General features: G+C 70.7%; 9 protein-coding genes. 3 read left to right on the forward strand and 6 right to left on the reverse strand.

Annotated elements, in window-relative coordinates; genetic code table 11:
* Positions 1-84: 84 nt before the first annotated feature.
* Positions 85-1,662: a PucR family transcriptional regulator gene (locus tag HNR67_RS46435; RefSeq protein WP_185005598.1), complete on the reverse strand. Its 1,578-nt coding sequence runs from the start codon at positions 1,660-1,662 to the stop codon at positions 85-87.
* 126 nt (positions 1,663-1,788) lie between these two features.
* Here HNR67_RS46435 and HNR67_RS30340 point away from each other — a divergent pair, with 126 nt between their 5' ends.
* The gene (locus tag HNR67_RS30340; RefSeq protein ID WP_185005599.1) at positions 1,789-3,174 is read left to right on the forward strand and encodes a fumarylacetoacetate hydrolase family protein; all 1,386 of its coding nucleotides are present in this window, start codon (positions 1,789-1,791) and stop codon (positions 3,172-3,174) included.
* Positions 3,175-3,185: 11 nt separating this feature from the next.
* Positions 3,186-4,550 carry an HAD family hydrolase gene (locus HNR67_RS30345; RefSeq protein ID WP_312988346.1) on the forward strand — a complete coding sequence of 455 codons (1,365 nt, stop codon included), beginning with the start codon at positions 3,186-3,188 and terminating at the stop codon, positions 4,548-4,550.
* A gap of 40 nt (positions 4,551-4,590) precedes the next feature.
* On the opposite strand, the gene HNR67_RS30350 is transcribed toward HNR67_RS30345, so the two are convergent.
* The 5 genes from HNR67_RS30350 to HNR67_RS30370 form a co-directional block, all read right to left on the reverse strand.
* Entirely contained in the window at positions 4,591-6,093 is a 1,503-nt protein-coding gene (locus HNR67_RS30350; protein ID WP_185005600.1) for an alpha/beta hydrolase, read from the reverse strand.
* Between the two features lie 258 nt (positions 6,094-6,351).
* Positions 6,352-6,678, reverse strand: coding sequence for a hypothetical protein (locus tag HNR67_RS30355; RefSeq protein WP_185005601.1), 327 nt, complete (start codon positions 6,676-6,678; stop codon positions 6,352-6,354).
* Positions 6,679-6,859: 181 nt separating this feature from the next.
* The gene (locus HNR67_RS30360) at positions 6,860-7,261 is read right to left on the reverse strand and encodes a hypothetical protein (protein ID WP_185005602.1); all 402 of its coding nucleotides are present in this window, start codon (positions 7,259-7,261) and stop codon (positions 6,860-6,862) included.
* Between the two features lie 422 nt (positions 7,262-7,683).
* Positions 7,684-9,819 (reverse strand): ATP-binding protein, encoded by a 2,136-nt coding sequence (locus HNR67_RS30365; protein WP_185005603.1) that lies wholly within the window; start codon positions 9,817-9,819, stop codon positions 7,684-7,686.
* Between the two features lie 13 nt (positions 9,820-9,832).
* Positions 9,833-10,489 (reverse strand): lytic polysaccharide monooxygenase auxiliary activity family 9 protein, encoded by a 657-nt coding sequence (locus HNR67_RS30370; protein ID WP_185005604.1) that lies wholly within the window; start codon positions 10,487-10,489, stop codon positions 9,833-9,835.
* 259 nt (positions 10,490-10,748) lie between these two features.
* On the opposite strand from HNR67_RS30370, the gene HNR67_RS30375 reads away from it, so the two are divergent.
* The gene (locus HNR67_RS30375) at positions 10,749-13,604 is read left to right on the forward strand and encodes an ATP-binding protein (protein WP_185005605.1); all 2,856 of its coding nucleotides are present in this window, start codon (positions 10,749-10,751) and stop codon (positions 13,602-13,604) included.
* Positions 13,605-13,621 lie beyond the last annotated feature (17 nt).

A 13,621-nucleotide genomic window follows, 5' to 3' on the forward strand; every position in this document is an offset into this window, starting at 1 on the left:
GAACTGACAGGGATGGGACGAGCAGCGGCGGTTAGTTAGGAAGGCTTCCTTTGTTTGGCCAGGATGTCAACGATTTCCCGGCAATCAGCCCAGGGCCGCGGTCAGCTCCAGCCACAGCGCGAGCCGCACCCCGGGGTGGCCAAGATCGATCCCGAACAGCTCGCCCGCCCGGCGCAGCCGCTGGCGCACGGTGTTCTGGTGCACGTGCAGGGTTTCCGCGGTGGCGCTGATGTCGCCGGAAGCCCGCAGGTAGGTGAGCAGGGTGTGCCCGTACTCGGTGCCGCCGCGCTCGTCGTGCGCGCGGATCCGCTCGGCCAGGCCGGTGCGCAGTTCGGGGCGGGAGGCCACCAGGTCGGTGACCCGGCGCAGCACGATCTCGGTGCGCAGCCCGTCCAGCTCGGCCAGGCCGGTGGTGCCGGTGCGGTGCAGGTGGGTCAGGGCCGCGTCGGCGTCGGCGCGTTGCGCGCACAACTCCGCCGGGGTGGTGATCAACGCGCCCAGCACCGCCCGGCACGGCCCGCGCAGACTCGCCCTGGCCCGCTCCAGGAGCTGTCCGGCGAAGATCACCGCCTGCGCGCGCTCGGGTTCGCCGCCGGGCAGCAGCAGGTAGAGCCGGTCCTGGGCCAGGGTGGCGGCCACCTCGATACCGAAGGCGCGCCCGGCCAGCACGGCCAGGTCGAGCAGGTGGCTGCCGGTGAGCCTGCGCTGGGTGGGTTCGGCCTCCGCCGGTGGCGCGAGGGCGAGCAGGTGGGCGGGCAGGTCCAGGCCGGTGGCGTGTTCGGCGGAGTCCAGTGCGGTGCGCAGGGCGGCGTTGCGGCGGTCCTGGTCGGCGTCGGCGTGCCTGCGCAGCTGCAACAGGTGCAGCGCGGCGAGGTGGGCGGCCTGGTGCAGGGCAGGCGCGCAGGCGGCCGGATCGACCTCGTCCTCCACCAGCATCCACAGCGAGCCCAGCACCTCCGGCCCGGCGCGGATGACCAGGCCGAGTCGGACCATGTCGCCGGGCCGGGCCACCCGGACCGGTTCCTGGCTGTTCCAGACCTCGGCGAGCAGGTGGTAGGGCAGCGCGTCCTCGGGTACCCGGCGGAGCAGGATGCCGCGGCGGCGGGTCTCGTCGATGCGCTGGCCTGCCAGGCTGGAGTAGGCCAGCACCACGTGGTCGGTGTCCATGATCGCCACCGCCCCGCCGACCAGTGCCGCGGTGGCGTTGGCCAGCGCGAACAGGTCGCCGGTCGGCACCGTGACCAGTGGCGCGATCAGCGGCGGGACCGGGCCGGAGGCGCTGGGGTCCGAGCGCAACACGGTGGCGCACAACAGTTGCAGCCGCGGCCAGGGCAGTTCGGCTGCCGCGTCCAGCACCGCCAGCCCGGCCAGTTCGCCTGCCGCGCGCACCGTGTCCACCGAGTGGCCCCTGCTCTTGATCACCAGCGCCGCGGCCGGTCCGGCGGCGGCCCGCTGGATGGCGGTGGTGAGCCGGAGCTGGCCGGGGACCAGTCCGATGCCCAGCAGCAGCGCACCGGGTTCGACCGGGGCCGGATCGGTGGTGTCCAGCAGTTCCGGCGTGCCCACCGGGTGGTCCAGGCCGTGTGGCGCGCAGACGACTCCGGCCAGTGCGGGGCCGAGCAGGTCGACCAGCTCGGCCAGGGTGATGCGGGCGGTGGTCACGGCTCCTCCTCGGCTGATGTCGGATCCGACATCGGGTGCCCGGTGAAGTGTGGCGGGACCGCCATTGTCCAGATTGACGCCGGGGTAGCAAGCTGCCAGCACCCCCGACTGCGGAAGGGACCACCCGTGTCCGGAGACGACGATGGCCCGCTAGCCCAGCGCCCTGGCAAGGTCATCGCGGTCCGGGCGCACCGGCCGGGCCACCCCTCCTACTACCTGAAACCGGCCACCGCGCTGACCGGCTCCGACCAGGTGGTGCTGCGCCCGCAGGGCTGCCTGGCGCTGGGCGTGACCGCGCGGTTCGCGCTGGTGATCGGCGAACGGGCCCGCCGGGTGCCGCGCGCGGAGGCGTTCGGGCACCTGGCCGGGCTGGCCGCGGCGCTGGAGTTCACCGTGTTCGACCTGCACGCCGCCGACGACGGTTCGGCCTTGCGCAGCAACGGCATCGACGGCTCCACCCCACTCGGCCCGGCGTTGCCCGCCATCCCCGCCGACCTGTCCGGGCTGGAACTGAGCTGCCACGTCAACGGCGAACTCGCGCACCGGGTCACCGCCGAGGAGCTGGCCTTCGACTTCGGCTACCTGGTCGCCGACCTCTCCCGCACCCTCACCCTGGAACCCGGCGACCTCATCCTCACCGGCGGCCCGCCGCGCGCCCCGCTGGTCGAGCCCGGCGACCGGGTCGAGGTCACCCTCACCGGCTGCCCGCCACTGCGCGCCCGCATCCGCCAGGACCCCGAACCCCTGGGCGTGCCCGGCGCCCAACCGGCCTTCGGCGAGACCGAACGCCAGGCCGCGCACGGCCCCGGCACCCTGGCCGCCGAGACCATCACCCGGCTGCGCGAGGTCAGCACCGCCACCGTGGCCGCCCAGCTCCGCCAGCACGGCGTGGCCGGCCACCTGATCACCGGCGTCCGCCCCACCCGCCCCGACCTGCGCCTGGTCGGCCTGGCCCGCACCCTGCGCTGCCTGCCGCTGCGCGAGGACGTCTGGCGGCTGGACCCCGCAGGCCTGGACGTGCGCGCCCGCACGGTGGAGGAGATCGCCCCCGGCGAGGTCCTGGTGATCGACGCCCGCCAGGACCCCGGCGCGGGCACCATCGGCGACATCCTGGCCCTGCGCGCGGCCGGCCGGGGCGCGGCGGGCATCGTCACCGACGGCCCGCTGCTGGCCGCGGACTCCTTCGCCGGGCTGCCCCTGCCGGTGTACCACCGCGGCGGGCACCCGGCCGGGCTGGAGGCGCGGCACGTGCCGTGGGAGTCCCAGGTCGCGGTGGCCTGCGGCGGCGTGCTGGTGCAGCCGGGGGACGTGCTGGTCGGCGACGCGGAGGGGGTGCTGGTGGTGCCCGCGGGGCTGGCCGAGGAGGTGGCGCGGTCGGCGGTGGAGCAGGAGGCGCGGGAGGGGTTCGTCCGGGAGCAGGTGCGGGCGGGGGCCGGGCTCTCGGGCTTGTACCCGATGAACACGGTGTGGACCAACCGGTTCCGGGCCGGCGGGGCCGAGCAGGCGGGCTAGACCAGTCCGAAGTGGACATCGCGGACACCAACGGGCACAGCGGGTTGCGGGATCCGGGAAGTGCGCGGAATGATCGCGGCGCCGGTCACCACAACCTGGAGATGATCACTGTGCGCACGATGTCCCCGCGCAAGGCCACCGCTGTGCTGTTGTGCGCCGCGCTCGGCCTGCTCGCCGGTGTCACCCCGGCCCAGGCCGCGCCGGCCGGCGAGTCCGCGCACTGCCCGCGCCTCGACCCGAGCCTGCCCTGGCACGGCGACAACCGGGCCAAGCTGCAGCGGATGATCGACGAACGCGGCACCTGCGCGGGCAAGCCCGGTCCGCGCCCGGTGGCGGTGTTCGACTGGGACAACACGGTGATCAAGAACGACATCACCGACGCCACCCTGGCCTGGGCGCTCAAGCACGACAAGATCCTGCGCCCCAAGACCTGGACCAGCACCAGCAAGTGGCTCTCCCCCGCCGCCGATCAGGCCCTCACCGCCGCCTGCGGCACCGGCACCCCGGTCGGCAGGCCGCTGCCCACCTCCACCAACACCGCCTGCACCGACGAGATCATGGAGATCCGCGAGCGCTCGCGGACCATGGGCGGCGCGGCGGCCTTCGTCGGCGACTGGAACCACCGCCGCACCGAGCCCTCCTACGTCTGGGTGCCGAACCTGTTCGCCGGGCACACCCCCGCGACGCTGATGTCCTTCGCCCGCAAGGCCCGCACCGAGCAGCTGCGTGCCCCCATCGGCGCGAGGCAGACCGTCGGCACGCACACCATCGCCGGCTACATCCGCTACTACGACCAGCAGAAGGACCTCATCCGCACCCTGCGACGGGCCGGGTTCGAGGTCTACATCGTCTCCGCCAGCGCCGAACCGATCGCCGAGGCCTGGTCCGGCGGCGTGGGCGTCGGCCGTAGTCACACCATCGGCATCCGCAACCAGACCCGGCACGGCCGCCTCACCACCGAGTCCCTCGGCTGCGGCGACGACCCCGAAGCGCTGCCCTACATCGACGGCAAGCGCTGCCTGGTCAACCAGGAGATCTTCGGTATCAAGGGCAAGGCGGCCTGGAACCAGCAGGACCCGGCGCACCGGATCGCGCTGGGCGCCGGTGACGCCGACACCGACGTCAGCTTCGTCGCCGACGCCACCGGCGCGCACCTCACGCTCAACCGCAACAAGCCCGAACTGATGTGCCGCGCCTACGACAACGCCGACGGCCGCTGGCTGCCCAACCCGATGTTCATCGACCCGATGCCGGCCAAGACCGGCCCGTACCCGTGCTCGACGGCGGGCGCGGTGCACCCTGACGGCACTCGCGGCCCACTGCTGCGTGCCGACGGCACCGTGGTCCCGGACCAGCAGGACCGGGCGCACGGCTAGGGCCGGTACTGCCGCTTGCGCCACGGCGTGCGGTACTGGGTCAGCGCCCGCTGGCCATCTGCGACATCGGCGTACTGCCCTGCTGTTCCGGCGGCACCGCTGGGCAGTGCGTGTCCGGCTTCGGCATGGTCAGCTCGACCAGATACCGGTCGGCGGCCCGCAAGGTGCACTGATTGCGGGCGTACACCCCGTGACCCCCACCGTCGTAGGTCAACAGCTCGGCGCTTCTCACCTGACGGTCCACATTGGTCGCCCAGTTGTAGCCACTCACCGGATCGTGCAGCGCGTTCATGATCAGCACCGGCGCCGGTCCGTGCAGCCTCGGCTTATGCTGTGGGTTTTTCGTCTCCGCCGGCCAGAAGGCACACAGCGAGGCGAATTTCCAAAGCATGCTGTAACGCAGGTGCGGCGCGGCCTTCTCCTGCCTGTCCCACAACTCTTGGAAGTGTCGCGCGGAGTCGATGCGCGTGTTCCAGTCCGCGCAGAACAATGCCGTCTCGTCGGGACTGGTTTTCTGTTTGTCGGGAAGGGTTTCCTGGCTGCGCGCTGCCACGTCCGCAGTGCCCCCGTCCCGCAACCTCGTCAAATACGTGGCCATCGATGGCCAGACCGGACCGTAGCCCCCACGGGTCACTATCTCGCTCAGCGCGGTCTGGGTCATCTTCTCGTTCGATCCGGGCCTGTGCAGCTCACCGCGCTTCGCGCGCTCGTACAAGGTATCGAACAGTGCAGGCAGGTCCTCGCCATGCAGCGCGCACGACTGGGTGTCCGCGCACCACTTCACGAACGCGTTGAAGCTGTCCTCCGCCGAGGCTGCCCCGGTGGTAACGAATTCCTCGGTGTCCAGGCTGTGGTCCACCACGCTGTCCAGCAGCAGAGCGCGAACCCGGTTCGGGAATCGCTCAGCGTACATCTGGCCGGTCAATGTTCCGTAGGAGAAGCCAAAAAGACTGACCTGCTCTTCTCCGAGACCCGCGCGGAGCACATCGATGTCGTTGGCCACACTCGCGGTATCGAGGTTGTCCAGCAGCGCGCCACTGTGCTGCCGACAGCTGTCCCCGAGTCGCTTGACGTAGCCGCGGACCCGTTCGAATTGTTCGGGCGTACCGTCCGGAACGAACTCAGGCATGTCACGAAGTAGCTCCATATCGCATCGCACACCCGCGCTGCGGGCGACACCGCGTGCGTCAAAGCTGACGATGTCGAACTTGGCGGCAATCTCGGGCGAGAACGGGACCGCGTTGAGCACGGTCGAGACGCCGGACACACCCGGCCCACCTTGCAGGTAGAGCAGTGAGCCGATTCGCTGTTCTGGACTGCCGGCCTTGCGTCGGACGACTGCCATCTGGATGGTCGCACCGTTCGGCTTCGACCAATCCACCGGCACTTCCACCGTGCCGCACTCCGCCTCCGGTTTCTCCGCACAAGGCTGCCAGTTGATCGGTGGCGCTGGTGGCGCGGCAGGCTCGGCGAACGCGGGCGCCGCCGCGAGCGTGCTCGCGATCGCTATCACGCCGATGAGCGGCAGAACTCGTCGACTCATGTGACTCCTCTCCGGTCCTACGCGGATCCAGCCTGCCCGGAGAAGATCACTCGCGGTATCGGGTTATCCCCGGATCGGCCCCCTAGGGCGTGTCCGCGAAGCCGGCTGAGGAGTGTGGCCAGCTCGATCATGGCCCGGTAGGACAGAGCGGTCTTGGCTTAGAACAGCATCCCGTTGATCACCCGTCGGTCACCCACCCGGGGACGGCCCTGCACCCCTGAAGCGGGCAGCAACGGCTGGATCATTCGAGGACACGCCCTAGTCCCGGAAGGTGCCGGACAGGTTGGCGGTATTGGTGCTGCCCGGCGACCCACGCCCGGCGGTCTGGGTCACCAGCTTCCCGTTCACCGTGCCGGTGGCGGCCATGGTCCCACCGCTGTGCCGCAGGCTCAGCTGCCACTCGTGCTTGCCGCCGCCTGCCGGCACCTCGACCGTCTTGCGCCAGGGCAGCTTGACCTGCTGCTCCTCGCTGACCTGCCCGTCCAGGGTGAAGGTCAGCGTGGCGATGACGGCAGAGCCGGTCACCTCCAGCTCCAGCACATGCGGCTTCGCCACCGGACTCGCCGAGGTCGGCACGGTCGTCACGCTCACCTCAGCCGAGGTCGGCGCCGAGGTGCCCGGCGGCGCCGGATTCCCGCACGCCCCAAGCAATCCCAGCCCGAGCACCAACCCGGCCGATCCCCTTCGACACCACCACATCACCCGGCAACCCTCCCCCGGCGTGATCACTCCGGCCACTCGACGGCAGCATCCTGCCAGCCCGCGGTCAGCCGACCCGACGCCACTCCGCCCGCCCGAGCCGCACCGCCGAGCCAGGGAACCCGAGCTGTCCCCCACTGGCCCGCAACGCCCGGTAACCACCATCGCCCAGGTCCACCAGGACCTCCAGCTCGCCACGGCAATAGGCCCGCAGCACGTGTTCCAGATCCCGCAGATCCTGCTCGTCATCCTCGGCGAACTCCATCGCCGCGGACCCATCCACATCCAGCAGCGCCCCACCCTGCTGCACCCGCAACACCAGCCGGTGCGGCGTGGGCCCGGTAAGTTCGACCTTGATCACCTGGTCCCCCCGGACCTGCGAGAACCGCACCTCGATCCGGTGCACCAGCCCCGCCTCAATCGCATCCCCGACCAACTCGGTAACCCAGGCCTCAAACTCAACGCTCACCGCCATACCCTAGGCCGAACACCTGGCGATGCCCGCGAGCGGTGTCCGCATACTCCCGGGCCCGGTGAATCAGGCCGTCCCGCTGCTCGACGACGAAGCAGTGGTCGTTGGCGAAGAACCGCACAATCGCCGCCCGCCCTACCAGGTGATGGGTTGTGCGGCTGATGTGCGAGTGGTGCCGCATCCGGCGGTCACGTTGGTACTGGGGTTCGGTGACGGGCCGGTGGTGGTAGGCGTCGCGAGTGGTGATCAGCGGCGGGGGAATCTGGTTGCCGGGTATTTGCGTGGTGGGTTGCGCTTGCGGAGCTGGATGGGGTTGTGGCAGCGGTTTCGGGGGCAGGTGGGGTTGGGGCCCAAGCGGGCGGCTCGGTTGGTTCGGTTTGATTGGGCGGTGCATCGGGAGGTGGTGGGGTTCAGCGGGGTTACGCCGGGGGTGGTGGCTGGGGAGGAGTGGTTGGCGGTGGATGGGTTGGCTTGGCCTGTGTGAGCAGGGCTTGCACGCTCGTTGCCCGGTGGTCGCCGAAGTCCTCGAAGATGGCCAGCGCTTCCTGCCAGCACTCGATCGCCCGAGCGGTCTCACCCATGTGACACAAAGAGATCCCCAACATCTGAAGGCATCTGGCCCTCCCATACGGGCGATACTCGTTAGTGGACAAGGATTGCTCGTACAAGGCAACGGCCTGCCGATGTGCCCTCAATCCCTGGTGAGCACGGGCCATCAGTTCGAGTGACCACGATTCGGCCAATCGATCAGGTGCTTGACGCTGGAGGACAACGGCGCGCTTGGCGTGACGGAGGGCCTGTTCGTAGTTGCCGAGCCCGGCGTGCGCCACGCTGAGGTGACTCTCGATGGCTCCTTCCTGTCGCCCGCGCTGGGCACCACCACTCAGGGGAAGCGCCTCTTGGAGGTAGTCGAGAGCTTCGACGTACCGTTCCTGGTGGTTGCACCAGTACCCGAGGTTCAGCAGTGCGCCCGCTTCGCGCCGCCGATCGCCCAGCTCTCGTGCCAATCCCGCCGCCCCCTGATACGCCTGGAACGCCTCTTCCAGAAGGGAAAGCTCCTGCAACGTCACACCCATGCAGTTCAGTGCGGCGACCTCGGCGACCCGATTACCGACACGTCGCGCCAGCTGCAGACGAAGCCGGTTGAGTTCCAACTCGTCGACGGCAGACTCCCGTGCGAACAGGAATCCCACCACTGCGGTGAGAAGCACGAGCGCGAGATCTTCCTCGGCACAGTCGGCGCTGCTCCGGGCAACGGCGACAAGATTGTCACGCTCCTCGGCCGCCCATCCCCAGGCGACAGCCGCCTCACTGAAAGTGATCACCGGATGAGCCGCGGTGGGTGTCTCCAGGATTGGGAACCAAGATGCGAGGGCGGGCGCGGCGACCTGGTAGGCGACCTTGGCGTGGTGGGCGTACCACTCGAACAGAATTCGTTGTAGGCGGGCACAATCCTCAGTCTCGACGAGTTCGGCAGCGTAGGCACGGAGCAAGTCGTGCAGACGGTAGCGATCCCGGGCTACCCGTTGCAGGAGGTGTGCGTCGGCGAGTGCGCTGAGCAGTCGCCGGGCTGGGTTGAGGCCGGTTTCGCCAAGTGCGGCAGCCACCGGCAGGCTGATCTCGGGGCCCGGATGCAGCCCCAGTCGTCGAAACATCCGCGCTTGCTCGTCGGCGAGCTTGCGATAGGACCAGTCGAAGACCGCCCGCACCGCCAGGGTCTGGTCCCCGGTGTCGCTGAGGATGTCCAGTCGGGCCCGATCTTCGGCCATCTCCGTGACGAGTTCGCCAACCGTCGCGTATGGATGGGCGGCGGCGATACGCAACGCCAATGGCAGCCGGGCGCAGTAGCGGATCAGCGCGGCGACCGCCAGGGGTTCGGCGGCGATCCGGGCTTCGCCGAGTGTTGTTCGCAGGAGTTGGTATGCCTCAGCGGGATTGAGCAGATCCAGAGTGAAACGGTTGGCCGCCTCACCGACCACCAATCCGGTCAGGCTGGACCGACTCGTTATCAGCACCATGCAGCCGGGACTGCCCGGCAGTAACGAACGAACCTGCTCGACCGCGTTCGCGTTGTCCAGCACGATCAGCACCCGCCGCCCCGCCAGCACCGACCGATACAACCCGGCCTGCGCCTCCACCCCCAACGGAATCCGTTCCGCCGCAACACCAAGTGCCTGGAGAAATCCCGCCAGCACCTCCTCCGGATTCGCCGGCGTGGCAGGACCGTACCCGCGCAGGTTGACGAACAGCGTCCCGTCCGGGAAGTGCTGCTGCACCCGGTGCGCCCAGTGCACCGCCAGCGTCGTCTTGCCGACCCCCGCGGTCCCGTCCACCGCCGAGATCACCACCGCCCCGCCCTCCGCCAGCAGGGCATCCAGTGCCGCCAGCTGTTCCGCCCGGCCGGTGAACCCCGGCACCGCCAATGGCAGTTGCCGGGGAACGACCGGTGGCGTTCCGGTGCCGGTGAAGGTCAGGTGGTGGATGGAGCCCGCCTGCACCACCGCGCCCGGATCGCCACCACGAAACTGGTTGTGCGCGCCCGGGGGGTCGGCCATGGAAGCCAGTGTGTCAGGCGGTGAAGACCACGTCGCTGCACAAACAATAGGACTGGTCCATGTGGCTGGCCTGCCAGATGGTGCACAGCAGGTGGCGGCCGGTTCGGTTGCCCGCGTTGACTTCCACTCGGTAGGCGCTGCTGGGGGCGTAGCGGCCGGTGTGGGTGAGCAGTTCCAGGTGGTCCCAGGACAGGGGTTGGGTTACCGGGTTGTAGCCGGGTTTGGTGGCGTAGACCTGGATGTGGTCGGCGCCGTGTTTGGCTTCGTCGGTCAGGGTGAGGGTGAAGCGGCGGGGTTTGGTGGCCGGCTGCCAGTTTCCTACGGCGTCCAGGGAGTTGTAGCGGCCGTTCTCCGCTCGGCCGCCGCTGCAGAGTTGGCCGTTGGGGATGTTGGCTCGGTGGTTGCCGTTGAGGTGTTCGCGGTAGAGGCCGTTCCAGTTCCACATGGTGGTGGGGTTGGCCTGCCAGGCTTGCCAGCACATGGGGTCGCGGGTGGCCATGGCGGGGTTGAGGTGGTCGCCGCCCCAGCGTTTCCAGCAGCCGTAGTTGCGGGTGGGTGGGTCGGTGACTGAGCCGTGGGCGGTCGCGATGCCGGTCAGCAGGCCCGCGAGCAGGGTGGTGATCGCGGTCAGGATCAAGAGTGCGCGGGGGGCGGATCTGTTGCGCGCCATGCCGTCCTCCTCTTTGAGGATCGAGGTGCAGGGGATTTCTGGGAGCGCTCCCAGAACTCACTGTAGCCAGCTTCGGCGGGAGTGGGAACCGACGGACGGCGGGGTGCGGGGTGGCGGGTTTCGGGGTGGCGGCCGTGCGGTGCCGAGGCTGAACGGCCGGATCGCTACTTGAAAAATTGGGCTGAACTTCTCCGAGACTGAACGGAGGTAGCGGTTCCGGCCGGCCCGCGGGTATTCATGTGGGCCGGAGGTGGCGAGGATGAGCCTGTCGAGCCGGATGTTGCTCGGCCGGGCCGCGGAACTGGCCCGGATCGATCCGTTGCTCGACGAGGTGGTCGCCGGGGCGGGGCACGCGGTGCTGCTCGACGGCGATCCGGGCTGTGGCAAGACCGCTTTGCTCGGTGTGGTGCAGGAATCCGCGCTGCACCGGGGAATCCAGCTCTTCGCCGGCTGTGCGGAGGAGATCGAGCAGCACCTGCCCTTCGCCGCGGTCTCCGGTGCGCTGGACCTGCGGACCTCTTCCACCGACTGGCGCCGGGCCACGATCGCGCACCAGATCCGGCACGGTGGGCGGCTGGCGGTGCCGGTGGCCGACCGGGAACTGGTGGTGGTGGTGGAGTCGATCCTGTCGCTGCTGGACGAGCTGTGCGTGGACGGACCACTCGCCCTGGTGGTGGACGATCTGCACTGGGCCGACTCCTCCAGCGTCCAGGTGCTGCACCAGGTGGGCAAGGCCCTTCGGGACCTGCCGGTGTTGTTGATCGCGGCGACTCGCTCCGTCCCGCGCACCTCGGCGCTGGAACGGTTGCGGCGCAGCCTGGTCAGCCGGGGCGGGGTGCTGGTGCCGGTGGGTCCACTGCCCGCGCCGGACGTGCGTGAGCTGGCCGAGCAGGCGCTCGGCGCGCGAGTGGGACCGGTGTTGCTGGAGCTGCTGGGCACCGCTGGCGGCAATCCGCTGTACGTGCGGGAGCTGCTGGACGGACTGCTGCGGCACGGGGGCATCGCGATCACCGGCGGCACCGCCGAGGCCACCGTGCGCCGGGCGCCCGGATCGCTGAGCGCGGCCATCCTGGACCGGCTGGACTTCCTCACCCCGCGCACCACCGAGGCGCTCGGGGCCTGCGCGCTGCTCGGGTCCGGGCACACCGTCAGCGAGATCGCCGTCGTCACCGGGCAGTCGGTGCCGCACACCACCTCGGCACTGGCCGACGCGGTGGCCGCCGGGGTGCTCATCGTCGAGCAGGACCGCCTGGTCTTCCAGCACGACCTGGTCCGGCAGGCCCTGCACGACGCGATGCCCGCACCCCTGCGCGCCGTCCGGCACCTGGAGGCGGGGCTGGCGCTGGCGGGCGCCGGGGTCACGGTGGAGCGGGTGGCCGAACAACTCGCCGCCGGCGAACCCTCCGGTGACGCGCGGGTGCTGGCCTGGCTGGGCGAGTACGCCGAGCAGCTCACCCTGCGCATGCCGGAGACCGCGGTGGCGCTGCTGGGCACGGCCACCGCGCTCGGCGATCCGGCCGACCCGCTGCTCCCCCGGCTGCGGGTGCACCTGGCCTGCGCGCTGATGCGCTGCGGGCAGGTCAGCGCGGCCGAGGACCAGGCCCGGCGGGCACTGGCCTCCCGGCCCGAACCCGCGGAGGAGTGCACGCTGCGCTGGCTGCTCGCGCACGCGCCCTACGCGGACGGGCGCCCCGACCTGGCGCTGACCGAGATCCGGCACGCGCTCGACTCCCCCGCGGTGTCCGCGCTGGAGGCGACCCGGTTCCGCGCCTTCGCCTCGGTGGTGCTGTTCACCCTTGGCGAGTTCGGCCGGGCCGAGGGCTACGCGTGGCAGGCCGAGCGGCAGGCCCGCGAACTCGGTGACACCCGGTCCCTGGTCGACGCCTACGAGACCCTGGCCATGGTGCACCGACTACGCGGGCACAGCCAGGACGCGATGGACTTCACCGCCCGCGCGCTGCGGCTGGCCCCGGCCGCGGAGATCACCGGCGACCGGCTGATCGCACTGCACCTGATCCGCGCCTACGCGCTGCTCGAACTCGGCCGGGCCGAGGCGGCCGAGGCCGAGACCGGGCTGGCCCGGCGGATCGCCGAGCAGCGCTGGGGCACCCTGGTCGCGCAGTGCAGGCTCGATCGCGCGGTGGTGTTGCTGGCCGGGGGCGACTGGGACGACGCGCTGGCCGAGGTGCGGTCCGGGCCGGAGCCGGATGAGCGGTGGGAGGCGTTGCCGCTGCACAGCCTGGCCGCGATCATCGAGGCGCACCGGGGCAACCTGGCCGCCGCCCGCGGTTACCTGGACGCGGTGGCCCGCACCGTGCGCCCCACCACCGGCGCGCCCTTCTACGAGTTCCTGCCGCTGTGGGCGCACAGCCTGCTCGAGCTGTGCGAACGCGGGCCGCAGGAGGCGCTGCGCCGGTTCCTGACCACCGCCGACCGCGGGCTGACGCCGAAGATCCGCGCCTCACTGGCCTGGCTGTTCCCCGGGCTGGTGAGCCTGGCCCTGGACGCCGGCAACCAGGTCCTCGCCGAGCGGCTGACCAACGACATCCGGGTGCTGCTCGGACCCGGTTCGGGCGCGGGTCTGCACGCGGTGGACCGGCACTGTCAGGGCTTGCTGCACCAGGATCCTGCCCCGTTGCGTGCGGCGGCCCAGCTGTACGAGGGGACTTCCTGGGTGCTGTTCCGGGCCCGCTGCGACGAGGACCTGGCCGCGGTGCTGGCCGCCACCGGCGATCCGGTCGCGGCCAGGGCGCCCTTCGACGCCGCGCTCGCGGTGTACCTGCGGCTGGGCGCGGACTGGGATGTGCACCGGGCCGAGTCCCGGCTGCGCGCGCACGGCGTGTACCGGGGCGCCAGGGGCACCCGCGGCAGGCCCAAGACCGGCCTGGTCAGCCTGACCGGGACCGAGCGCCGGGTGGCCGGACTGGTCGCGGCCGGGCTGTCCAATCCGGCGGTGGCCGAGCGGTTGTTCGTCTCCCGGCGGACCGTGCAGTTCCACGTCTCCAACATCCTGGCCAAGCTCGGCCTCAGCTCCCGGGTGGAACTGGCCACGCTGCTGGCTCGCGAACCCGACGGCGCCGGCAACCGTCTCCCGCGCCAAGTTACTGGCGAGTAACCCGCAATCTGGCCAGT

The sequence above is a fragment of the Crossiella cryophila genome, assembly GCF_014204915.1.
GTDB lineage: Bacteria > Actinomycetota > Actinomycetes > Mycobacteriales > Pseudonocardiaceae > Crossiella > Crossiella cryophila.

Bases quoted from the DNA above. Each gene is read 5' to 3' on its own strand.
- HNR67_RS30350 (WP_185005600.1), bottom strand. From the start codon at position 6,093: ATGAGTCGACGAGTTCTGCCGCTCATCGGCGTGATAGCGATCGCGAGC.
- HNR67_RS30375 (WP_185005605.1), top strand. From the start codon at position 10,749: ATGAGCCTGTCGAGCCGGATGTTGCTCGGCCGGGCCGCGGAACTGGCC.
- HNR67_RS30365 (WP_185005603.1), bottom strand. From the start codon at position 9,819: ATGGCCGACCCCCCGGGCGCGCACAACCAGTTTCGTGGTGGCGATCCG.
- HNR67_RS30370 (WP_185005604.1), bottom strand. From the start codon at position 10,489: ATGGCGCGCAACAGATCCGCCCCCCGCGCACTCTTGATCCTGACCGCG.